Origin of the sequence: Streptomyces griseocarneus, assembly GCF_014655595.1 — a bacterium.
GTDB classification, from domain to species: domain Bacteria; phylum Actinomycetota; class Actinomycetes; order Streptomycetales; family Streptomycetaceae; genus Streptomyces; species Streptomyces griseocarneus.
In genome coordinates this window covers 285,520-307,322 of the sequence record NZ_BNBL01000003.1, presented here as the reverse complement: position 1 = coordinate 307,322, position 21,803 = coordinate 285,520, and the positions used below count along the sequence as shown (strand labels likewise).

21 protein-coding genes are annotated in these 21,803 nt (G+C 71.1%); 11 read left to right on the top strand and 10 right to left on the bottom strand.

Annotated elements, in window-relative coordinates:
* The first annotated feature begins 15 nt into the window (after positions 1 to 15).
* Together IE295_RS10095 and icmA are read left to right on the top strand one after the other, a co-directional pair.
* Complete coding sequence (locus tag IE295_RS10095) at positions 16 to 348, top strand: DUF3817 domain-containing protein (protein WP_190063215.1); 333 nt, start codon at positions 16 to 18, stop codon at positions 346 to 348.
* Between the two features lie 77 nt (positions 349 to 425).
* The gene (gene icmA / locus IE295_RS10090) at positions 426 to 2,126 is read left to right on the top strand and encodes a coenzyme B12-dependent isobutyryl-CoA mutase large subunit (protein ID WP_190063214.1); all 1,701 of its coding nucleotides are present in this window, start codon (positions 426 to 428) and stop codon (positions 2,124 to 2,126) included.
* Positions 2,127 to 2,183: 57 nt separating this feature from the next.
* Here the strand turns inward: icmA and IE295_RS10085 are convergent, their stop codons facing one another.
* On the bottom strand, positions 2,184 to 2,834 hold the full coding sequence (locus IE295_RS10085; RefSeq protein ID WP_190063213.1) for a TetR/AcrR family transcriptional regulator: 651 nt from the start codon (positions 2,832 to 2,834) through the stop codon (positions 2,184 to 2,186).
* Positions 2,835 to 3,039: 205 nt separating this feature from the next.
* On the opposite strand from IE295_RS10085, the gene IE295_RS10080 reads away from it, so the two are divergent.
* The 4 genes from IE295_RS10080 (at position 3,040) to IE295_RS10065 (ending at position 7,020) form a co-directional block, all read left to right on the top strand.
* Entirely contained in the window at positions 3,040 to 4,002 is a 963-nt protein-coding gene (locus IE295_RS10080; protein WP_190063212.1) for a tetratricopeptide repeat protein, read from the top strand.
* 574 nt (positions 4,003 to 4,576) lie between these two features.
* A complete protein-coding gene (locus IE295_RS10075; protein WP_190063211.1) occupies positions 4,577 to 5,209 on the top strand; it encodes a DUF6230 family protein in 633 nt (210 codons plus the stop codon).
* Positions 5,210 to 5,306: 97 nt separating this feature from the next.
* On the top strand, positions 5,307 to 5,756 hold the full coding sequence (locus IE295_RS10070) for a DUF6114 domain-containing protein (RefSeq protein ID WP_190063210.1): 450 nt from the start codon (positions 5,307 to 5,309) through the stop codon (positions 5,754 to 5,756).
* Positions 5,746 to 7,020 carry a hypothetical protein gene (locus IE295_RS10065; RefSeq protein ID WP_190063209.1) on the top strand — a complete coding sequence of 425 codons (1,275 nt, stop codon included), beginning with the start codon at positions 5,746 to 5,748 and terminating at the stop codon, positions 7,018 to 7,020. The genes IE295_RS10070 and IE295_RS10065 overlap by 11 nt, the downstream gene beginning before the upstream one ends.
* Positions 7,021 to 7,091: 71 nt before the next feature.
* On the opposite strand, the gene pyk is transcribed toward IE295_RS10065, so the two are convergent.
* From pyk to pta, 3 genes are all read right to left on the bottom strand, one after another.
* Positions 7,092 to 8,516: a pyruvate kinase gene (pyk, locus tag IE295_RS10060; protein WP_190063208.1), complete on the bottom strand. Its 1,425-nt coding sequence runs from the start codon at positions 8,514 to 8,516 to the stop codon at positions 7,092 to 7,094.
* Positions 8,517 to 8,588: 72 nt separating this feature from the next.
* Positions 8,589 to 9,800 (bottom strand): acetate kinase, encoded by a 1,212-nt coding sequence (locus IE295_RS10055; protein WP_190063207.1) that lies wholly within the window; start codon positions 9,798 to 9,800, stop codon positions 8,589 to 8,591.
* A gap of 123 nt (positions 9,801 to 9,923) precedes the next feature.
* Positions 9,924 to 12,020: a phosphate acetyltransferase gene (gene pta / locus IE295_RS10050; protein WP_190063206.1), complete on the bottom strand. Its 2,097-nt coding sequence runs from the start codon at positions 12,018 to 12,020 to the stop codon at positions 9,924 to 9,926.
* Between the two features lie 209 nt (positions 12,021 to 12,229).
* Between pta and IE295_RS10045 the strand changes: the two genes are divergently transcribed.
* Complete coding sequence (locus IE295_RS10045; protein WP_190063205.1) at positions 12,230 to 13,255, top strand: ATP-dependent 6-phosphofructokinase; 1,026 nt, start codon at positions 12,230 to 12,232, stop codon at positions 13,253 to 13,255.
* 82 nt (positions 13,256 to 13,337) lie between these two features.
* On the opposite strand, the gene IE295_RS10040 is transcribed toward IE295_RS10045, so the two are convergent.
* Both IE295_RS10040 and IE295_RS10035 read right to left on the bottom strand, forming a co-directional pair.
* Positions 13,338 to 15,872, bottom strand: coding sequence for an ABC transporter permease (locus IE295_RS10040; RefSeq protein ID WP_190063204.1), 2,535 nt, complete (start codon positions 15,870 to 15,872; stop codon positions 13,338 to 13,340).
* Positions 15,873 to 15,912: 40 nt separating this feature from the next.
* A complete protein-coding gene (locus IE295_RS10035) occupies positions 15,913 to 16,665 on the bottom strand; it encodes an ABC transporter ATP-binding protein (RefSeq protein WP_190063463.1) in 753 nt (250 codons plus the stop codon).
* Positions 16,666 to 16,923: 258 nt separating this feature from the next.
* Between IE295_RS10035 and IE295_RS10030 the strand changes: the two genes are divergently transcribed.
* Positions 16,924 to 17,208: a hypothetical protein gene (locus tag IE295_RS10030; RefSeq protein WP_190063203.1), complete on the top strand. Its 285-nt coding sequence runs from the start codon at positions 16,924 to 16,926 to the stop codon at positions 17,206 to 17,208.
* Entirely contained in the window at positions 17,205 to 17,603 is a 399-nt protein-coding gene (locus tag IE295_RS10025) for a PIN domain-containing protein (protein ID WP_190063202.1), read from the top strand. The genes IE295_RS10030 and IE295_RS10025 overlap by 4 nt, the downstream gene beginning before the upstream one ends.
* Before the next feature lie 16 nt (positions 17,604 to 17,619).
* Here IE295_RS10025 and IE295_RS10020 read toward each other — a convergent pair whose 3' ends face one another.
* The 3 genes from IE295_RS10020 to IE295_RS10010 form a co-directional block, all read right to left on the bottom strand.
* Positions 17,620 to 18,456, bottom strand: a complete 837-nt coding sequence (locus IE295_RS10020) for a carbohydrate ABC transporter permease (protein ID WP_190063201.1) — start codon at positions 18,454 to 18,456, stop codon at positions 17,620 to 17,622.
* 132 nt (positions 18,457 to 18,588) lie between these two features.
* Positions 18,589 to 19,011, bottom strand: a complete 423-nt coding sequence (locus tag IE295_RS10015; protein ID WP_190063200.1) for a CBS domain-containing protein — start codon at positions 19,009 to 19,011, stop codon at positions 18,589 to 18,591.
* Positions 19,012 to 19,077: 66 nt separating this feature from the next.
* Positions 19,078 to 19,503 (bottom strand): CBS domain-containing protein, encoded by a 426-nt coding sequence (locus tag IE295_RS10010; RefSeq protein WP_190063199.1) that lies wholly within the window; start codon positions 19,501 to 19,503, stop codon positions 19,078 to 19,080.
* 235 nt (positions 19,504 to 19,738) lie between these two features.
* Between IE295_RS10010 and IE295_RS10005 the strand changes: the two genes are divergently transcribed.
* Together IE295_RS10005 and IE295_RS10000 are read left to right on the top strand one after the other, a co-directional pair.
* Entirely contained in the window at positions 19,739 to 20,545 is an 807-nt protein-coding gene (locus IE295_RS10005) for a VOC family protein (RefSeq protein ID WP_190063198.1), read from the top strand.
* Positions 20,546 to 20,743: 198 nt separating this feature from the next.
* The gene (locus IE295_RS10000; RefSeq protein ID WP_190063197.1) at positions 20,744 to 21,025 is read left to right on the top strand and encodes an antibiotic biosynthesis monooxygenase; all 282 of its coding nucleotides are present in this window, start codon (positions 20,744 to 20,746) and stop codon (positions 21,023 to 21,025) included.
* On the opposite strand, the gene IE295_RS09995 is transcribed toward IE295_RS10000, so the two are convergent.
* Positions 21,010 to 21,660 carry a transcriptional regulator gene (locus IE295_RS09995; protein WP_190063196.1) on the bottom strand — a complete coding sequence of 217 codons (651 nt, stop codon included), beginning with the start codon at positions 21,658 to 21,660 and terminating at the stop codon, positions 21,010 to 21,012. The two genes, IE295_RS10000 and IE295_RS09995, sit on opposite strands and share 16 nt — an antisense overlap.
* Positions 21,661 to 21,803 lie beyond the last annotated feature (143 nt).

The following is a 21,803-nucleotide window of genomic DNA, read 5'->3' as shown; positions in this document are numbered from 1 at the left end:
GTTACGCTCATGGGCATGAAGCGAAGCGTGCTGACCCGCTACCGGGTGATGGCCTATCTGACCGCCGTGATGCTGCTGGTGCTCTGCGCCGCCATGGTCTTCAAGTACGGCTTCGACACAGGTGCGGGTGCCACGCTCGTGATCTCCCAGATCCACGGCGTGCTCTTCATCATTTACCTGGTCTTCGCCTTCGACCTGGGCTCCAAGGCCAAGTGGCCGATCGGCAAGCTGCTGTGGGTCCTGGTGTCGGGCACCATCCCGACCGCCGCGTTCTTCGTCGAGCGCAAGGTCGTGCGCGAGATCGAGCCGATGATCGCCGACGAGGCTCCGGTCGTCGCCAAGGCCTGACCTTCTCCGCCGGGTGCAGTACGCGCCCGGCGGTTGGCCATCGACATTTACTAGGACGTCCTAGTAAATTCGGAGGCATGGACGCTGAAGCCATCGAGGAGGGCCGTCGCCGCTGGCAGGCCCGCTATGACAAGGCCCGCAAGCGCAACGCGGACTTCACCACGCTGTCCGGGGACGAGGTCGAGCCGCTCTACGGCCCCCGCCCCGGCGACACCTACGAGGGCTTCGAGCGCATCGGCTGGCCCGGCGAGTACCCCTTCACCCGCGGTCTGTACGCCACCGGCTACCGCGGCCGCACCTGGACCATCCGCCAGTTCGCCGGGTTCGGCAACGCCGAGCAGACCAACGAGCGCTACAAGATGATCCTCGCCAACGGCGGCGGCGGGCTCTCGGTCGCCTTCGACATGCCGACCCTCATGGGCCGCGACTCCGACGACCCCCGCTCCCTCGGCGAGGTCGGCCACTGCGGCGTCGCCATAGACTCCGCCGCCGACATGGAGATCCTCTTCAAGGACATCCCGCTGGGCGACGTCACCACCTCCATGACGATCAGCGGGCCCGCCGTCCCCGCCTTCTGCATGTACCTCGTCGCCGCCGAGCGGCAGGGCGTCGACACCGGCGTCCTCAACGGCACGCTGCAGACGGACATCTTCAAGGAGTACATCGCGCAGAAGGAGTGGCTCTTCCCGCCCGAGCCCCACCTGCGCCTGATCGGCGACCTGATGGAGCACTGCGCCCGCTCCATCCCCGCCTACAAGCCGCTGTCCGTCTCCGGCTACCACATCCGCGAGGCCGGGGCCACGGCCGCCCAGGAGCTCGCCTACACGCTCGCCGACGGCTTCGGCTACGTGGAGCTGGGGCTCAGCCGCGGGCTCGACGTCGACGTCTTCGCGCCGGGCCTGTCCTTCTTCTTCGACGCGCACGTCGACTTCTTCGAGGAGATCGCCAAGTTCCGCGCGGCCCGCAGGATCTGGGCCCGCTGGATGAAGGAGGTCTACGGCGCGAAGACCGACAAGGCCCAGTGGCTGCGCTTCCACACCCAGACCGCCGGCGTCTCGCTGACCGCCCAGCAGCCGTACAACAACGTGGTCCGCACCGCCGTCGAGGCCCTCGCCGCCGTGCTGGGCGGCACCAACTCCCTGCACACCAACGCCCTCGACGAGACCCTGGCCCTGCCCAGCGAGCAGGCGGCCGAGATCGCCCTGCGCACCCAGCAGGTGCTGATGGAGGAGACCGGCGTCGCCAACGTCGCCGACCCGCTGGGCGGCTCCTGGTACGTCGAGCAGCTCACCGACCGCATCGAGGCCGACGCCGAGAAGATCTTCGAGCAGATCAAGGAGCGCGGCCTGCGGGCGCACCCCGACGGCAGGCACCCCATCGGTCCCATCACCTCCGGCATCCTGCGCGGCATCGAGGACGGCTGGTTCACCGGCGAGATCGCCGAGAGCGCCTTCCGCTACCAGCAGGCCCTGGAGAAGGGCGCCAAGCGCGTCGTCGGCGTCAACTGCCACGAGGGCTCGGTGACCGGCGACCTGGAGATCCTGCGCGTCAGCCACGAGGTCGAGCGCGAGCAGGTGCGCGTCCTGGCCGACCGCAAGACGCACCGCGACGACGCCAAGGTGCGCCGGTCGCTGGAGGCGATGCTGGCCGCCGCGCGGGACGGCTCCAACATGATCGAGCCGATGCTCGAGGCCGTACGGGCCGAGGCGACGATGGGCGAGATCTGCGACGTGCTCCGCGAGGAGTGGGGCGTCTACACGGAGCCGGCTGGTTTCTGAGTTTTCGGCCTCAAGCGCCGGCCGGGCTGCACTTGCAGCCCGGCCGGCGTTCGAGGCTTACGGGAAGGAGCGAACGGACGCCAGCCCGCCCACCAGCATCCCGGCGAAGCCCCGGGCCCACTCCGTGTCCACGGACTCCGCGCTCACCAGCGTCCGGTGCACCACCGCCCCGGCGATCACGTCGAAGATCAGGTCCGCCGTGCGCGCCGCCACCTCCGGGTCGTCCTCCCGCGGCAGCTCCCCGCGTGCCTGCGCCCGCTCCCGCCCCAGCAGCACCAGCGACTTCTGCCGGTCGACGATCGCGGAGCGGATCCGGTCGCGCAGCGCGTCGTCCCGGGTGGACTCGGCCACCACCGCCATCAGCGCGGTCTTCGCCTCCGGCCGCTCCAGCAGCGCGGCGAACCGCAGCACGACGCCCTCGATGTCGGCCTGCAGGCTGCCCCGGTCCGGGAGCTCGAGGTGCTCGTCGAAGAGGGCCGCCACCGCGTCCACCACCAACTCGCTCTTGCCCGCCCAGCGGCGGTAGAGGGTGGTCTTGGCGACCCCGGCGCGCGCCGCCACGTCGCTCATCGTCAGCTTGCCCCAGCCGAGTTCGACCAGCGCGGTGCGGGTCGCGTGCAGGATCGCCCGGTCCGCCGCGGGGTCGCGGGGCCGGCCCGTACGGCCGCCGCCGGGACGGGGGTGGGCGGGGGGCGGGGCGGAACTCATGGGGCCGACCCTACCGCCGGGTAGGTCAAGAGGTGTGAGACGCAGATCACTGGGAAACCTTGCCCCAGACCCGTCCCCTCCAGTTACGCTACGGCTCGTAGCGTAAGAGCGACAACCACGGACGCCGGGTGGGGACCCGGCGTCACAGCGAACCGCTACGGCCGTACTTTTCCGGTTCACCGTGTGAAGGGGGGAGGATAGGCCCATGCAGCCACGGAACATGTCCATGAGTGGAGTGGTCGACCTCGCCGCGGTGAAGGCGGCCGGGGAAGCGAAGCAGAAGGCGGAGCAGGCGCGGGCCGAGGCCGCGCGCCACGGCGGTGTGCCCGCCGCCGACGTCCGGCTCGTCCTCGACGTCGACGAGGCGGGCTTCGAGCAGGAGGTCCTGCAGCGCTCCGCCGAAGTGCCCGTCGTCGTCGACTTCTGGGCCGACTGGTGCGAGCCGTGCAAGCAGCTGAGCCCGCTGCTGGAGCGACTGGCGCAGGAGTACGCCGGGCGCTTCGTGCTCGCCAAGGTCGACGTCGAGGCGAACCAGCTGCTGTTCCAGCAGTTCGGCGTCCAGTCCATCCCGGCCGTCTTCGCCGTGGTGGCCGGGCAGGCCCTGCCGCTGTTCCAGGGGGCCGCGCCCGAGGCGCAGATCCGGCAGGTGCTGGACCAGCTGATCGCGGTGGCGGAGCAGCGCTTCGGCATCGTGGGCGCGCCCGTCGAGCCGGGCCAGGTCGCCGAGGCCGCGCCGGCGGCTCCGGTGAGCCCGTACGACAGCGTCCTGGGTGCCGCGCACGAGGCGCTGGACGCCGGTGACCTGGGCGGTGCCGTGCGTGCCTACAAGAACGTCCTGTCCGACGACCCGGGCAACGCCGAGGCCAAGCTGGGCCTCGCGCAGGCCGAGCTGCTGGAGCGCGTCCAGGGTCTGGACGCCCAGCAGGTGCGCAAGGCGGCCGCCGAGGCGCCGGGCGACGTGGCGGCGCAGATCGCGGCGGCCGACCTCGACCTGGTCGGCGGGCATGTGGAGGACTCCTTCGGGCGGTTGATCGACGCGGTCAAGCGCTCGGCGGGGGAGGACCGGGACGCCGCGCGGGTGCGGCTGCTCGAGCTGTTCGAGGTGATCGGTTCCGATGATCCGCGGGTGACGGCGGCGCGTACGGCGCTGTCGCGCGCGCTGTTCTGACGGCCTCGCGCCACCTGTGTCCCAAGCGGCACAGCCACCGCGCTTTACCAAAACTTGGTAAACGCGCGCCCTGTTACTGCGAGTAAGAGGAGCCCGGGCATTCGCCCGGGTTCTTCTGTTTTTCTCCGCCTGTGCTCGGACACGCTCCGGCACCTTCACCCACTGGTCCGATGCGGACTGGTCTCCCGGTGGTTATCGCCCCGTTACTCGCGAGTAATCAACCTCTTGTGCCCCGGGCGCGAATGGACCACGATCGGCGCAGCCCGGTCCATACCCGCGATCCGTCCCACCGGTCGGCGCGCGGTGTGTGGGTCCCCACCGGGTGGACCGGTGCCCCGGCGCCGGTCCTGGGACAGGGGGGTCCCCGCCGCCAACGGCGGGGCCTGTTCCCGCGGTTGCGCGAAGGCGTGGCCAGTGGTTGTCGCTCGGGGGTGAACGCCGATGTGCAGCGGGCGCGGTGCGCGCCGTCACGTGCGACGGCGCTCTCCTTTCCGAGGACGTAGCACTTCTCCCATCCCGGCGCGGGCCGAAGAAGCCCGCGGCCGGAGATGTACGTCCGAGAAGGAGGAAAGTCGTGAAGTCCCAGACTCGTGGCGGGACCAGATGGCGCCGGTTCGCGGTCGTCATGGTCCCCAGCGTCGCGGCGACGGCCGCGATCGGCGTCGCGCTCGCCGAGGGCGCGCTGGCGGCGTCGTTCAGCGTCTCCGGCCAGCAGTTCCAGGTGACGGCGAAGAGCCTCAACGGCAAGGGGTTCGTCCAGTACGGCGCGCTCGACCAGACAAAGAAGGGCAACAAGCCCGTCGCGGTGGTCGGCATCAACTCGGCGGAGATCACCAAGCTCTGCCAGGCGGTGACCATCCCGACGCCCATCGGCGACGTGACGATGAAGCTGACGGCCGGCGACGGCGACAAGAAGGTCGAGGCGACCAAGCTCTTCATCGACGCCGACGACCTCTCCGCCAACGCCAAGTTCACCAACGTCGACATCGGCGTCTCGGTGAGCGACACCACCAAGGGCCCGGGGCCGGCGGCCCCGGACAAGGACGGGCGCGGCGCCTACGTACCGGGCTCCTTCGCCCAGCAGGCCGACGAGGTGGAGTTCACCGACGTCAACCAGAAGGCGTGGGCGACCTCGGCGGGCACCTTCACCCTGCCGGGTCTGCACATGGGCGTCAGCATGGGCGCCGCCACGTGCCCCACGAAGTAGCGCGCTGAACGGCCGGGTACGGGGCGGCCTCCGCCCTCGTGCCCGTGCCGCCGCCGCCCGCGTACCACCGATTCGCCAGTCCCGAGGAGCTGTACTCATGAGCGCCGACACGCGACCACGGCTGATCGACACTCTCGGCCGCACCCGCCGTTCGTTCTGGGACTGGCGGGGTCGACGCCCCTTCTGGGGCGGCCTGTTGTGCATTCTGGCCGGCGTCCCGATCATGTACATCCCGTACCAGACGATGACTCTGGGCGACCTGCACATCCGCATGGCCACGACGGCGGGCGCCGGCTCGCTGATCATCGGCGTCCTGCTGATCGTGCTCGGACTGACCATGTGGTACCAGCCGCAGTCGAGGGTCTTCGCGGGCGTCGCCGCGATCCTGCTCGCGCTGGTCTCGCTGGTCGTCTCCAACTTCGGCGCCTTCCTGGTCGGCTTCCTGCTCGCCCTCGTCGGGGGCGGGCTCGGCGTCTCCTGGATGCCCGGCAGGCCGGCGGCGGTGGCCGTCACCGAGGACTCCGGCGGGGGGCACCGTGCCGACTGACCACGACCGCGAAGGCCCCGGCAGCCCCGGCGGCCCCACGAGACCGGGCCCGCGGCACGCCGCGCCCCGCAAGCCGCTGCTGTCCCGGCTGCACATGCCGGCCGGGAAGGCGGTCGCCCTCGCGGCGATGCCCGGCGCGGTGCTGATGGGCATGGGCCTCACGCCGACCCTGGCGCAGGCCCGGCCCGTACAGCCGGTGAACCCCTTCGGGGACGCGGGATGCGTCACGGCGCCGGACGCCGGCCCGGACGCGTCGGCCGGCCCCACGGACGAGCCCACCCCGTCCGGATCTTCGTCCGGGTCGCCTTCCCCGTCCGGATCCCCTTCTCCCTCCCCGTCCGCGTCCGCCAAGCCGGGCGGCGGCGACAGCGGTGCGACGAGCCGGGGTCGCGAGCCCTCCGGCTCGCCGTCCGCCAAGCCGCCGGCGGCTTCGCCGCGCCCCTCCGCGTCCGCGTCCCCGTCCCCCACCGCGTCGCCGTCCAAGAAGACGAACCCGCTGGACCCGCTGGGCCTCGGCGAGAAGCTTGGCGACATCCTCACGGGCCGCAAGGGCGATGCGCAGCCGGGCGGTACGGGCGCAGTGCCCGGCCCCTCCGCCTCGCCGTCGGCGTCGCCGTCCCCGTCCGCCCGTCCGGCGGACACGCCCGAGGCCAAGGACACCCCCAAGGCCAAGGACACACCGAAGGCCAAGGGAACGCCCCCGGCCCCCTCCGCGTCGGGCTCGGCGTCGCCGTCCCCGTCGCCGTCCGCGTCCCCCTCGGGGGACGGCAAGACCCCGCCCCCCTGCCCCCGCCCCAACGTCATCGACGAGAACGAGAAGCGCGCCTTCCCCAACCAGCCCTGGTACCTGGAGGCGAGCCGGCTCACCCTGACCGGGCTGACCTACGAGGGCGTCAAGAAGATCACGACGGTGAACGGGCAGCAGAAGTCCGTCCTGAAGTTCACCGCGGACTCCCTGGCGATCAGGGACCTGCACCAGATCGTCAACAGCCAGGGCAAGCAGTACCACGTCGCCGGCATCGGAACGGAGTCCACGGTCGGCGGCGGCCGGATCACCATGTACACCGAGGAGCTGAAGGGCAAGCTGCTGGGGCTGATCCCGGCGACGCAGTCGCCGACGAGCCCGCCCCCGCTGATCCCGGGCGTGAAGCTGCCGATCCCGATCTTCTTCACCGACGTGAAGATCCGTCAGTCGGGCCAGTACGGCGGGACGCTCCACATCCCCAACCTCCACCAGTACCTGACGGAGGGCACGTACCCCTGAAAAGGCCAAGGCCGCTGAACAGGCGAAGGCCGCCACCCCCGTGGGGGTGGCGGCCTTCGTGCTGCGCGGACCTAGCGGTTCTCGCCCAGGTGGTGCACCCGCACCATGTTGGTGGTGCCGGGGACGCCGGGCGGGGAGCCGGCCGTGATGATCATGGTGTCGCCGTCGTTGTAGCGCTTGAGCTTCAGCAGCTCCGCGTCGACGAGGTCGACCATCGCGTCCGTGTTCTCCACGTGCGGGACGACGAAGGTCTCGACGCCCCAGCTCAGCGTGAGCTGGTTGCGGGTCGAGGTGTCCGTGGTGAAGGCCAGGATCGGCTGGGCCGCGCGGTAGCGGGCCAGGCGGCGGGCGGTGTCACCGGACTTGGTGAACGCCACCAGCGACTTGGCGCCCAGGAAGTCCGCGATCTCGCACGCGGCGCGGGCGACGGAACCGCCCTGCGTGCGCGGCTTCTTGCCCGGGACCAGCGGCTGGAGGCCCTTGGAGAGCAGCTCCTGCTCGGCCGCCTCGACGATGCGGGACATCGTCTTGACGGTCTCGATCGGGTAGGCGCCCACCGACGACTCGGCGGAGAGCATGACCGCGTCCGCGCCGTCCAGGATCGCGTTGGCGACGTCGGACGCCTCGGCGCGGGTCGGACGGGAGTTGGTGATCATCGACTCCATCATCTGGGTGGCGACGATCACCGGCTTGGCGTTGCGGCGGCACAGCTCGATGAGGCGCTTCTGCACCATCGGGACGCGCTCGAGGGGGTACTCCACCGCCAGGTCGCCACGGGCCACCATCACACCGTCGAAGGCCATGACGACCTCCGTCATGTTGTCGACGGCCTGGGGCTTCTCGACCTTGGCGATGACCGGCACGCGGCGGCCGACCTCGTCCATGACGCGGTGGACGTCGCGGACGTCGGCGGCGTCGCGGACGAAGGACAGCGCGACCATGTCGCAGCCCATGGCGAGCGCGAACTTCAGGTCCTCGATGTCCTTCTCGGACAGCGCCGGGACGTTCACCGCCGCGCCGGGCAGGTTGATGCCCTTGTGGTCGGAGATGACGCCGCCCTCGATGACGATCGTCTTGACCCGGGGGCCGTCGACCTCGGTGACGCGCAGCTCGACGTTGCCGTCGTTGATCAGGACCTGGTCGCCCTTGACGACGTCGCCCGGCAGGCCCTTGTAGGTCGTGCCGCAGATCGTCCGGTCGCCCGGGACGTCCTCGGTCGTGATCGTGAACTCGTCACCGCGCACCAGCTCCACGGGGCCGTCCGCGAAGGTCTCCAGGCGGATCTTCGGGCCCTGCAGGTCGGCCAGGACGCCGACCGCGCGGCCGGTCTCCTCGACGGCCTTGCGGAGGCGGTTGTACCGCTCCTCGTGCTCCGCGTGGGTCCCGTGGCTCATGTTGAAGCGGGCCACGTTCATGCCGGCCTCGATCAGCGTCTTCAGCTGGTCGTAGGAGTCGACGGCGGGGCCCAGGGTGCAGACGATTTTGGAACGGCGCATGAGGCGGATCCTATCGGTTTGTTTCGGAGCGGAATATTCGAGCTGTGGGAATGACCAAGGAACAGTCGGCGATCACGAGCTGACCAGCGCGTACGCCTGGGTGGCGATCTCCAGCTCCTCGTCGGTCGGCACCACTGCCACCGCGACCCGGGCGTGCTCCGGGGAGATCAGCCGCGCCGCGTCCGAGCGGATCCCGTTGAGGTCGGCGTCCACGGCCAGGCCCAGCTCCTCCAGGCCCGCCACGGCGGCCTCGCGCACGGGAGCGGCGTTCTCGCCCACGCCCGCGGTGAAGGCCACGGCGTCGACCCTGCCGAGGACCGCGTAGTAGGCACCGATGTACTTCTTCAGCCGGTGCACGTAGATGTCGAAGGCGAGCTCCGCCCGCTCGTCGCCCTCGTCGATGCGCCGGCGGATCTCGCGCATGTCGTTGTCGCCGCACAGTCCGATCAGACCGCTCTTCTTGTTCAGGAGCGAGTCGATCTCGTCGACGGACATCCCGGCGGTGCGCGCCAGGTGGAAGATCACGGCCGGGTCCAGGTCGCCGGAGCGGGTGCCCATGACCAGGCCCTCCAGCGGGGTCAGGCCCATCGAGGTGTCCACGCAGCGGCCGCCGCGCACCGCCGAGGCCGAGGCGCCGTTGCCCAGGTGCAGGACGATGACGTTGACCTCGGAGGGGTCCTTGCCCAGCAGCCGGGCGGTCTCGCGGGAGACGTAGGCGTGCGAGGTGCCGTGGAAGCCGTAGCGGCGGATGCGGTGGGCGTCGGCCGTCTCGACGTCGATGGCGTAGCGCGCGGCGGACTCCGGCATCGTCGTGTGGAAGGCGGTGTCGAAGACCGCGACCTGCGGCAGGTCGGGGCGCAGGCCCTGGGCGGTGCGGATGCCGGTGATGTTGGCGGGGTTGTGCAGCGGGGCGACCGGGATCAGCCGCTCGATCTCCGCGACGACCTCGTCGGTGATCACGGTCGGCTCGGTGAACTTCCGGCCGCCGTGCACCACGCGGTGGCCGATCGCGGCCAGCTCGGGGGAGTCCAGGCCCAGCCCGTCGGCGGCCAGCTCCTCGGCGACGGCGTTCAGCGCGGCCGCGTGGTCGGCGATCGGCTCCACGCGCTCGCGCTTGCTGCCGCCGGTCGCCAGCGGGGTGTGCGCCAGCCGCGAGGTCTCCTCGCCGATGCGCTCGACCAGCCCGACGGCCAGACGGGCTCCGTCGGCCATGTCGAGCAGCTGGTACTTGACGGAGGAGGAGCCGGAGTTGAGGACGAGGACTCGGGTGGCGTGGGAAGTCATCTGGGCTTTCCGGTTGGGGGGCGGGTGGGGGTTTCTACGGCTGTGGGGTGCCCGGCCGCACGGGCCGGCGGGCGCGGGGCCCGCCGGGTGCCCGTACGGCCGTACGGACGCGGGGGGCGCGGCTCAGGGTTCCGTGCGCTCGCCGCGCTGCTCGCCCTGGGCCTGGATGGCGGTGATGGCCACCGTGTTGACGATGTCCTGGACCAGCGCGCCGCGCGAGAGGTCGTTGACGGGCTTGCGCAGGCCCTGCAGGACCGGGCCGACCGCGACGGCGCCGGCCGAGCGCTGCACGGCCTTGTAGGTGTTGTTACCCGTGTTGAGGTCCGGGAAGACCAGGACCGTGGCCTTGCCCGCGACCTCGGAGCCGGGCAGCTTGGTCTTCGCCACGGCGGCGTCCACGGCGGCGTCGTACTGGATCGGGCCCTCGACCAGGAGGTCCGGGCGGCGCTCGCGCACCAGCTCGGTGGCCTTGCGGACCTTGTCGACGTCCGCGCCGGAGCCGGAGGTGCCGGTGGAGTACGACAGCATCGCGATCCGCGGCTCCACGCCGAACTGGGTGGCGGTCTCCGCGGACTGGATGGCGATGTCCGCGAGCTGCTCGGCGTTCGGGTCGGGGTTGACCGCGCAGTCGCCGTAGACCAGGACCCGGTCGGCCAGGCACATGAAGAAGACCGAGGAGACGATCTGGGCGCCCGGCGCGGTCTTGATGATCTCGAAGGCGGGGCGGATGGTGGCGGCGGTGGAGTGCACCGCGCCGGAGACCATGCCGTCGGCCAGGCCCTCCTGGACCATCAGGGTGCCGAAGTAGGACACGTCGGCGACGACGTCGTGCGCCAGCTCCACGGTCATGCCCTTGTGGGCGCGCGCCTTGGCGTAGATCTCCGCGAAGCGCTCGCGCAGCGGCGAGGACTGCGGGTCGATGAGCTGCGCCTCGGCCAGGTCGATGCTCAGCTCGGCGGCGCGCTTGCGGATCGTGTCCTCCTCGCCCAGCAGGATGAGGTCGCAGACGTCACGGCGCAGCAGCACGTCGGCGGCGCGCAGCACGCGCTCCTCGGTGCCCTCGGGCAGGACGACGCGGCGGCGGGCGGAGCGGGAGCGCTCGATGAGCTCGTGCTCGAACATCATCGGCGTCACGCGGCCGGAGCGGGCCACGGCGATGCGGTCGGTGAGCTCGGCGGTGTCCACGTGGCGCTCGAAGAGGCCCAGCGCGGTCTCGGCCTTGCGCGGCGAGGAGGCCTCCAGCTTGCCCTCGACCGCGAACAGCTCGGCCGCGGTGGGGAAGGAGCCGCCGGGCACCGAGACGACGGGCGTGCCGGGGGCGAGCCGGCCGGCCAGCGCCAGGATGTCCGGCCCCGGGCGCTCGTCCAGGGTCAGCAGCACGCCGGCGATGGGCGGGGCGCCCGCGCTGTGCGCGGCGAGCGCGCCGACGATCAGGTCCACGCGGTCGCCGGGGGTGACCACCAGGCATCCCTCGGTGAGGGCGGGGAGGAAGACGGGCAGCATGGCGCCGCCGAAGACGAAGTCCTTGGCGTCGCGCGAGAGGCCGGCGTCGTCGCCGAGCAGCACCTCGGCGCCCAGCTTCTGCACGATCTGGCGCACGGTCGGCGCGGAGAGCGAGTCGTCCTCCGGCAGCGCGTAGCAGGGCACCGGCAGGGTCGCCGAGAGCCGTGCGGCGACGGCTTCGCGGTCGGCGGGGGAGACGCGGTTGACGACCAGGGAGACCACGTCGCAGCCGAGGCTCTCGTAGGCGCGGTAGGCGTTGCGGGCCTCGGCGTCCACGGACTCGGCCGACTGCTCCTGGCCGCCGACGACCGTGATCACGGAGGCGGCGAACTCGTTCGCCAGCCGCGCGTTGAGGGCCAGCTCGTCGGGGAGGGTGGTGCCCGCGAAGTCGGTGCCCAGGACGAGCACGTACTCGTGCTCGCGGGCCACCGCGTGGAAGCGCTCCACCAGGAGCGAGACCAGCTCGTCGGTGCCGCGCTCGGCCTGCAGGGCGGCGGCCTCGCCGTAGGTCAGGCCGACCACGCTCTCCGCCGGCTGGGCCAGCCGGTAGCGCGACCTCAGCAGGTCGACGAGACGGTCGGGCCCGTCGCCGTGGAAGAGGGGGCGGAAGACGCCCACCTTCTCCACGTGGCGGGTGAGGAGCTCCATGACTCCCAGCTCGATGACCTGGCGCCCGTCGCCCCGGTCGGTCCCGGTCACGTACACGCTGCGCGTCACGCGTGCTCTCCTTGATCCTTCGCCGTGTCTGTCGTCGTGTTCGTCGTCAAGAAATACCCGTTAAGGTGGCCTTGCCCTCTTGACAATACCTGCGTCCGTGGATAAGGCGCTCCTCAGGAGGGTGACGGCGGAGTGCGGCACTACCGCCCGGCCCGTGAAACAATCGGTCCGGCTCACAGGTACCAGTAGCGAGCAGGAGACACAGCACGATGCGCATCGGAGTCCTCACCGCGGGCGGCGACTGCCCTGGTCTGAACGCTGTCATCCGCTCGGTGGTGCACCGGGCGATGGTCGGCCACGGTGACGAGGTCATCGGTTTCGAGGACGGCTTCAAGGGTCTGCTCGACGGCCGCTTCCGCAAGCTGGACCTGGAGGCCGTCAGCGGCATCCTGGCCCGCGGCGGCACCATCCTCGGCTCGGCCCGCCTCGAGCGCGCCCGGCTGCGCGAGGCCTGCGAGAACGCCAAGGACTTCTCCCGCGAGCACGGCATCGACGTCCTCATTCCCATCGGTGGCGAGGGCACGCTGACCGCGGCCCGGATGCTCTCCGACGCGGGCCTGCCCGTCGTCGGCGTTCCCAAGACCATCGACAACGACATCTCCTCCACGGACCGTACCTTCGGCTTCGACACCGCCGTCGGTGTCGCGACGGAGGCCATCGACCGGCTCAAGACCACCGCCGAGTCCCACCAGCGCGTGATGGTCGTCGAGGTCATGGGCCGGCACGCCGGCTGGATCGCCCTGGAGTCCGGCATGGCCGGCGGCGCCCACGGCATCTGCCTGCCCGAGCGCGCCTTCGACCCGGCCGACCTGGTCAAGATGGTCGAGGAACGCTTCGCCCGTGGCAAGAAGTTCGCCGTCATCTGCGTCGCCGAGGGTGCCCACCCGGCCGAGGGGACGATGGACTACGCCAAGGGCGCCATAGACCAGTTCGGCCACGAGCGCTTCGCCGGCATCGGCACCAAGCTGGCCGGCGAGCTCGAGCGCCGCCTGGGCAAGGAGGCCCGCCCGGTCATCCTCGGCCACGTCCAGCGCGGCGGCACGCCCACCGCGTACGACCGCGTCCTCGCCACCCGCTTCGGCTGGCACGCGGTGGAGGCGGCGCACCGCGGCGACTTCGGCAAGATGACCGCGCTCAAGGGCACCGACATCGAGATGGTGCCGCTGGCCGACGCGATCACCGAGCTCAAGCGGGTGCCGGAGAGCCGGATGGACGAGGCCGAGTCGGTCTTCTAGTCCCTCTTCCTCTTCATACGAATTCGTACGAACGCCGAAAGGGCGGTGGGTCCGCGGACCCACCGCCCTTTCGCGCACGTGCCTACTGCGCCCCGATGGACTCCAGCACGTCGAGCTTCGCCGCCCGGCGGGCCGGCCAGACGGCCGCCAGGACGCCCACCGCGAGGGCCAGCAGCAGGAACACCCCGATCCGCGCCCACGGCACGACCATCTCGTACTGGGGGAAGGACGAGCGCAGCAGGTGCCCGCCGGACCAGGCGAGGAAGACGCCGACCCCGACGCCCAGCGCCGCGCCGAACATCGCGATCATCACGGACTCCAGCCGCACCATCCGCTTGACCTCACGGCGGGCCAGCCCGACGGCGCGCAGCATCCCGATCTCGCGGGTCCGCTCGAAGACCGACATCGCCAGGGTGTTGACCACGCCGATGACGGCGATGACGACGGCCATGCCGAGGAGGCCGTAGGCCATGTTGAGGACCGGGTCGATGTTGCCGGCCTCGGCGCGGCGCAGGTCGTCCTGGCTCTCCACCTTGATCAGCGGGTTGCCGCCGAAGGCGTCCTTGATCTTCTCGCGCAGGCCGTCGGCCGCGCCGGGGGCGGCCTTCACCAGCACCCTGTCGTCGCGCACCTTGTCCATGTGGGCGTTCACGAGGGCGGTGGCGGTGAGGACGTCGCCGAGCACGTCGTTGTCGGCGTGGACGGCGACGATCTTGGCCCGGGCCCGCTTGCCGTCGTAGAACTCCATGGGCAGCGTGGAGCCGACCGTGAGGTTCCGCTGCTTGGCGTACTCCTCGGACACGGCGACGGCGCCGGTGCCGCGCACGTTTGTGAGCGAGCCGCCGGTGACGCGCAGAGCGGTCACCTTGCCGAGCGCCGACAGGTCGGTGCCGACGGCCAGGGCCGGGTGCCCGTCGCTCTGGAAGCCGATCGAGCGCAGCGGGACGGCGGCGGCGACGCCGGCCTGCCCGGCGAGCTGCCCGCCGATCTCGGGGGCGAGGCCGCCGTAACTGGAGGACTTGACCTGGTAGTCGGCGGTCAGGTCCTGCTTGCCCATCCGGTTCATGCCCTCGTTGGCCGAGACCGCGCCCACGGTCAGGCCCGTGATCAGCGTGAGGCCGATCATCAGCGCGGAGGCGGTGGCGGCCGTACGGCGCGGGTTGCGCAGGGCGTTCTCCCGGGCGAGCTTGCCGCTGACGCCGGAGAAGCGGATGGCGAGCCTGCCGAGGAGCGCCACGAACGGGCGGGAGAGCAGCGGCGCCAGCACGATGACACCCGTGAGGGTGAGGGCCGAGCCGGCCATGGCGGGCACCAGGCCACCGCGGTCGCGGAACGTGGTCGTGTACAGCATCAGGCCGACGCCCAGCGCGGTGAGCACGCCGCCGATGGAGTTGCGCACCACCAGGCCGCGCGGCGCCGGCGCCTGGTCCACCGAGGCCAGCGCCTCGACCGGGGCGATCTTCGCGGCCTTGCGGGAGGGCAGCCAGGCGGCCAGCACGGTGACCACGACACCCACCGCGAGGGTGCTCAGCACGGCCGTCGGCTCGATCACGAGCGGTCCGTCCGGCAGGTTCGCCCCGGTGGAGTTGAGCAGCCGGGGCAGGAGAACGGCGACGCACAGGCCCAGCCCGAGGCCCAGGGCGGAGGCGATCAGGCCCAGCAGCCCGGCCTCGATCATCACCGAGCGCACCACCTGGCGGCGGGAGGCGCCCACGGCCCGCAGCAGCGCGATCTCCCGGCTGCGCTGGGCGATGAGCATGGTGAAGGTGTTGGCGATGATGAAGACGCCGACGAAGAGGGAGATGCCGGCGAACACCAGGAAGGTCGTACGGATCGACCTGGTCTGCTCGTCGATCATCTTCGACTGGTCGGCCGCCAGCTTCCTGCCGCTCTGCGCGTCGAAGTTCTCCGGCAGCGCCTTGCGGACCTCGGCGGTCAGCCGGTCCGGGTCGGTGCCGGGCGTCGCGGACACGACGAGCTCGCTGAACTCGCCCGGCTTGCCGAAGAGCTTCTGCGCGGTCGCGGTGTCGAGGACGGCGAGGCTGCCGCCCGCGCTCACGCGGGGGTTGTCGGTCCTGACGATGCCGACGAGCTTCTTGGTCATGACGGGACCGTCGACGGCCATCCGGACGGTGCCGCCGACCTCGGTGCCGGTCTTGCGCGCCGTCTTCTCGTCCAGGGCGATCTCGCCCCCGGCGGCGGGGGCCCGTCCCTTGACCAGCGGGTAGCGGCTGTCCTTGCCGTCCTTGCCGGGCACGTAGTTGACGCCGGCGCTGCCCCACTCGCCGCCGGTGGGGTTGTTGTGCTTGTCGGCGATCATGGCGATGCCCTCGACGGAGGGGCGCACGGAGGCCACACCGGGCAGCGCGCGGACCTTGTCGACCGCGCGGGAGTCGAGGACGCCCTGTCCCTTGGCGTCGGTGCCGGGGCCGCCCGCCGTCACGGAGACGGCGACGTCGTCGAGGCTCTTGGCCATCTTGTCGCGGAAGGCGCTGCCGACGGAGTCGCTGAATATCAGGGTGCCGGAGACGAAGGCGGTGCCGAGGAGGACCGCGAGGGCGGTCATCATCAGCCGGGTCTTGTGCGCGAGGAGATTGCGCAGGGCGGTACGGAACATGATGGGTGGGGTCAGTCCTGACGTTCGAGTCCGGCGGGGATCAGCTCGTACGGCCCTTGGCGTCGAAGGCCTTCATGCGGTCCAGGACCGCGTCGGCCGTCGGCTCGCGCATCTCGTCGACGATGCGGCCGTCGGCGAGGAAGAGGACGCGGTCGGCGTAGGAGGCGGCGACGGGGTCGTGGGTGACCATGACGATCGTCTGCTCCAGCGCCCGTACGGACTCGTGGAGGAAGCCCAGCAGTTCGGCGCCCGAGCGGGAGTCGAGGTTGCCGGTCGGCTCGTCGGCGAAGATGATCTCGGGCTTGGCGGTGAGCGCGCGGGCCACCGCGACGCGCTGCTGCTGGCCGCCGGAGAGCTGGCTCGGCCGGTGCGCGAGGCGGCCGGAGAGGCCCAGCGTCATGACGATCTGCTGCAGCCACTGCGGGTCCGGCTTGCGGCCCGCGATGTCCATCGGGAGGGTGATGTTCTCCAGCGCGGTCAGGGTCGGCAGCAGGTTGAAGGCCTGGAAGACGAAGCCGACCTTGTCCCGGCGCAGCCGGGTCAGCTGCCGGTCGCCGAGCGAGCCGAGTTCGGTGTCCCCGATGCGCGTGGAGCCGGAGGAGATCGCGTCCAGGCCCGCCATGCAGTGCATCAGCGTGGACTTGCCGGAGCCCGACGGCCCCATGATCGCGGTGAACTCGCCGCGCCGGAACTCCACGGAGACCGAGTCGAGGGCGGCCACGCGGGTCTCGCCCTGCCCGTAGACCTTGCTCAGCCCGGTGGCCCGGGCGGCGACGGCGCGCGAACGCGGGATGTGGGCGGTGGCGTGGGCAGCCGGGTAGGACACGGGGTCTCCTCCGAGGCGGGGAAGTCTGGAACGAGCGGTTCCAATTCTTCGGGCGCCGGCCCGGCGGAACGTCAGCCGTCAGGCCGGATTCCGGCGTCGCACTTTGGGTCCGAGGTGCCGGTGTGGCGTAGTCCTGGAGACGGACGGCGTCCTCCTCGAGGTGCACAGAACCCGAAGGGGTGAAAGGGGCGGTGCACCGGGCCGTCGTTGGTCTATGGTGCAGCTATGGACACCACGACGATCCAGGTTCAGCGCAAGACCCGTGATCATCTTGCCGAGCTTGCGAAGGAGCGCGGCATCACCATCGGCCAGCTGGTGGAGGACCTGGCTGCCGAGCAGCCCACTGCGGCCCAGCGTGCCGAGCGGCTCGCCGCCGATCGGGAAATCGCGCGACGTCTGATCGGCATCGAGATCAGTGACGAAGAGTTCGACCAAGGGCCGGACGTCCTCAGCAACATTTACAAGATCGCCGCAGAGAAGGCCCGCGTGGCCCGGGGTGCCGCGGCGTGATCATCCTTGACACCAGTGCGGTGAAGGCTCTTGGCCAGGGGCACAAGGCGCTGAACAGACTCGCCGGCAATATGGCTCGTACGCCAGGCGACCGCCTGACGATTCCTGCCCTGTGTCTCCTGCAGGCCGAAGCGGACGACGAAGACGCTGCACGTCGTGTGCTCGCTTACTCCGCTGTGGACGTGGACATTCTCGATACGGTCGCCACCGTCAGCGTAGGCAAGATGATCCGCGACGGCTACGGCGGCCCGGACACCTGCCACGCCCTGTACTGCGCCCTCCCGCGCGCCGAATTCACCGGCATGTCGATCCTGTTGACCGGTCACGAGAACGCCTATCCGCCCGGCGTGGTCACGGTGGACATCGACTCGCCCGGCATGCTGGGCTTCCAGTGACCACAGATCCCTCCGTTCACCCCTTGACCGCGCCCCCGAGCGCGAAGCCGCCGCCGAGGCGGCGGGCGATGAGGGCGTAGAGCAGGATCACGGGCGTGGAGTAGAGGATCGAGAAGGCAGCCAGCTGGCCGTAGGCGACCTGTCCGTAGTTCCCGAAGAAGGTGAAGATGCTGACGGACGCGGGGAGTTGGTCCGGGGTGAGCAGCAGCATGAAGGGCACGAAGAAGTTGCCCCACATCATGATGAAGCAGTAGACGGTCACCACCGCGACGCCGGGCCCCATCAGCGGCAGGACGACCCTGACCAGCGTCTGCAGCCGGCCGGCGCCGTCCGTCCAGGCCGCCTCCTCCAGGAGCACCGGAACGCCGTCCATGAAGTTCTTCATCAGCCAGATGGCGAAGGGCAGTTGCGCGGTCGCGAGGAAGAGTGCGGTGCCGTAGACGGTGTCGATGAGGTTGATCCGTACGAACAGCCCGTACACCGGCACCATGATCGCGGTGATCGGCAGGCACGTGGCGAACAGCAGCCCCAGCAGATACGGCCGGCTGAAGCGCGAGCGGTAGCGCGACAGCGGGTACGCGGCGAGGGCGGCGCAGGCGATGGTCAGCAGCGTGGCCCCGCCGCACAGCAGCAGGCTGTTGAGCATCGGGGTGAAGGTGATCTCGTCGGTCAGGACGGACGAGAAGTTGCCGAGCGTGGCGTGCGCGGGCGTACGCACCCGCAGTCCGGCCTCGGGGTCCACGGACGACAGGACGAGCCACAGCGGCGGTACGGCGAAGGCCGCCGCCACGGCGAGCAGCGCGGCGTCGGCGGCCAGACGGTGACGGGTGCGGCGGGCGAGGAGCGGGCGCATGGCACCTCCGGGCGCGGCATGGCGTGGCGCTCCGCCGCGCGGCGTCGCGCGAGCGGGCCAAGGGGAGCGTAGCGCGCGCCGGAGGTGTGCGTCAGCGGGCCTGCCGGGCCTGCCCTCGCCTCACCGGGCGGCTCACCGGGCGGGCGAGTAGATCTGCCCGGCGAAGGCCGCGACCTGGGCGTCCGGCAGGTGCCGGGCGACGTCGGCCTCGCTGATCATGCCGACCAGGCGCTTGTTCTCGATCACCGGCAGCCGGCGGATCCGGTGGATCTCCATTTCGTGCAGAACGTCGTCGACATCGGCGTTCGCGTCGATCCAGCGGGGTGTGCCCTCGCACAGGTCGGCGGCGGTCACCTTGGCCGGGTCGTGCCCCTTGGCCAGGCACTTCACGACGATGTCGCGGTCGGTGATGATGCCGCACAGCCGGCCGCTCTCGTCGCTGACCGGCAGGGCGCCCACGTCGAGCAGATCCATCACCTGGGCGGCGCGGGACAGCGTCTCCTCCCTTGTGATCCACTGCGCGCCCTCGTGCATGATGTCCTTGGCCTTGGTCATGATCGGCCTCCTCGGCCTTCGGCCCTCCGGGAAGACGGCTCGCCGGGCCGGCCGGTGGGCAGGTGGTCAGCGCCGGGCGTAGACCATCTCCGCGAACTCGGCTATCTGGTCGTCCGTGAGGTGCTGGGCGAGGTCGGCCTCGCTGATGATGCCGACGACGCGCTTGTTCTCGACCACGGGCACCCGCTTGATGCGGTGGTCCTCCATCTCGTGGAGCACATCAGTGATGTCGGCGTTGGCATCGACCCAGCGCGGAGTGCCCTCGCAGAGCTCCTCGGCCGAGCACTCGGCCGGCGTACGGCCCTCCGCTATGCACTTCACGACGATGTCGCGGTCGGTGATGATGCCGCACAGCCGCTCGTTGTTGTCCTCGTCGGCCACCGGCAGGGCCCCTATGTCCAGGTCGCGCATCAGCTGTGCCGCGCGCTCCAGGGTGTCCGACTTGGTGAGCCAGTGGGCTCCGGGGTGCATGATCTCCTTGGCCGTGGTCATGTGTGCCTCCTGAGTGCTGTGATCTTGATGTGCTCTCCTGATGGCACCTCCATCGTCCCTCGCCCCGCTCCCGGGGGCGATCGGAGGACTGCTCCGTTCGGGTGACGCCCCCCGAACCCCTCCCACCCCCGCGCACGGGCCCGCGCGCCCGCGCGAAGGGCGCGGCCCGGCCGCCGGTGCCAGACTGATTCCGGCCGGGGAAACCCGGCGGAATCCGTCGAAGGAGCACCCCACCATGCTCACCACCGACTTTGTCACCGGCGCTCCCAACTGGCTCGACCTCGGTACGCCCGACACGGAGGCGGCCGCCGCCTTCTACGGCTCCGTCTTCGGCTGGGACCTCGAGTCGGCCGGTCCCGACGCCGGCGGCTACGGCTTCTTCAAGAAGGACGGAAGGAACGTCGCCGCGCTCGGCCCCCTCAGCGAGGACGGCGCCAGCTCCGCCTGGACCGTCTACTTCCAGACGTCCGACGCCGACGCCACCGCCAAGGCCATCGAGCAGGGCGGCGGCGTCGTGCGGGTCGCCCCGTTCGACGTCATGGAAGCCGGCCGCATGGGCTGTTTCACCGACCCCGGCGGCGCCGACTTCGCCGTCTGGCAGCCGGCCGCCGTCCCCGGCCTCGAGAAGACCTCCGACGAGGGCTCCCTGTGCTGGACCGAACTCCACGTCGGCGACCCCGCCGCCGCCAAGGCCTTCTACCGGGGCGTGTTCGGCTGGCGCTCCGCCGACCTCAAGGTCCCCGGCATGACGTACACGGTCCTGTCGACCGCGGACGGTGACGACCAGCAGGAGGCCTCCTTCGGCGGCGTCGTGCCCCTCCTCGAGGAGAGCGAGACCCCGCGCTGGATCCCCTACTTCGCCGTCGCCGACGTCGACACCGTCGTCCGCGGGACGCAGGGCGGCGGCGGCTCGGTCCGCGTGCCGGCCTCCGACGTGCCGGACGTCGGCCGCATGGCCTGGCTCGCCGACCCCTTCGGCGCGACGTTCGCCGTGATCAAGCCGCAGCCGCCGGTGACGCCGCCGACCGTGGTGATGGGGTGAGTTCCGCCTCGCCGTGATGCCGTCGCGCTCCGACTCCTCCAGGAGGCAGCCGAGTTGGGCACGCGCCGGGCACAGCGCCCCTTCCGCGCTCCGGCGTGGGGGTGTGCCGCGGGGCGGGGCGGACACCACTCCTTCCCGCACCCGGCCCGACCGTAGCGTTGAACGCGCAACCAACCTCAGGTGCGGAGGGAGCGACGGATGGCAGTGATGGTGCACAGCCGTGGCGCGGGGTGGAACCCGGAGCTGTACCAGGCGACGGTCGACAAGGCGATCCCGGACACGGCGAACCCGCCGGCCGGGCTGCTGGCCCACGTCGCCACGCCGGCGGGCGAGGGCGAGTGGCAGGTGATCGACGTCTGGGAGTCGGAGGAGGCGTTCCGCGCCTTCCTGGAGAAGAGCGTCATCCCGGCGGCGGTGGAACTGGGGGCGCCGCCCTTCGACTCGACGGTGTTCGAGGTCTACAACTACCTGATTCCGTAGGTCGCCGACTGGACGTCCTGCCAGCGCCTCAGCCACTCCTGTTCGTTGCCGTCGAGGGCCCAGACGACGCTGCGCAGGACGTCCCATCGGGGGATCCGCCGGCCGCGGAAGACATCGGAGAGGGTCGAGGGGCTGACCACGGCGGGGAGTGCGTCGTTGGTGTGGATCCGCCTCGCGATCTGCCGCAACGACGGGGCGCCCGCCGTGTGCCGCAGGTGTCGCAGCGCGGCGGCGAAGTCGGCCGCCCCTCGCGTGGGGCCGATGCCGGACTGCCCCGGGAGCGGGGTCGGTTCCACCGCCGGCCCGTCCGGTGCCCGGCGAGGCCCGGGCACCGGAACGGGCCGGCGGCGGGACCGCTCGCGTTCCAGCTCCGCCTCCGTCGCCGTGCGCTTCATCAGCCACTCCACCGGATCCCCGTCCCAGGCCGTGACCAGCGCGCCCAGAACCGGGCGCGTGGGTACGCGCAGGCCGCGCAGCGCCGCGTAGAGCGTGGAGCGGGGGATGTGGGAGCGCACCGCTATCTGATCCACCGTCGGGGCGTCGAAGCCGGCGGCGTCGCGCAGGGCGCGGAGTTCGAGGGCGAACCGGGCCAAGGGTCCGTCCGCCGAATCCAGATGCGTGAGCCGTCTGGGCATGTCGTCCCCCATTGTCGCCGATTGGGCGCGTATTGTAGTCGTATTGTCTCGTTCGATTGAACAGGGACAACGGTCAATACATGCTGGTGGCGCGGAAGTTGACAAGCCGCCAGTGTCCCCGGCCTCGCAAGCACAAGAGGACA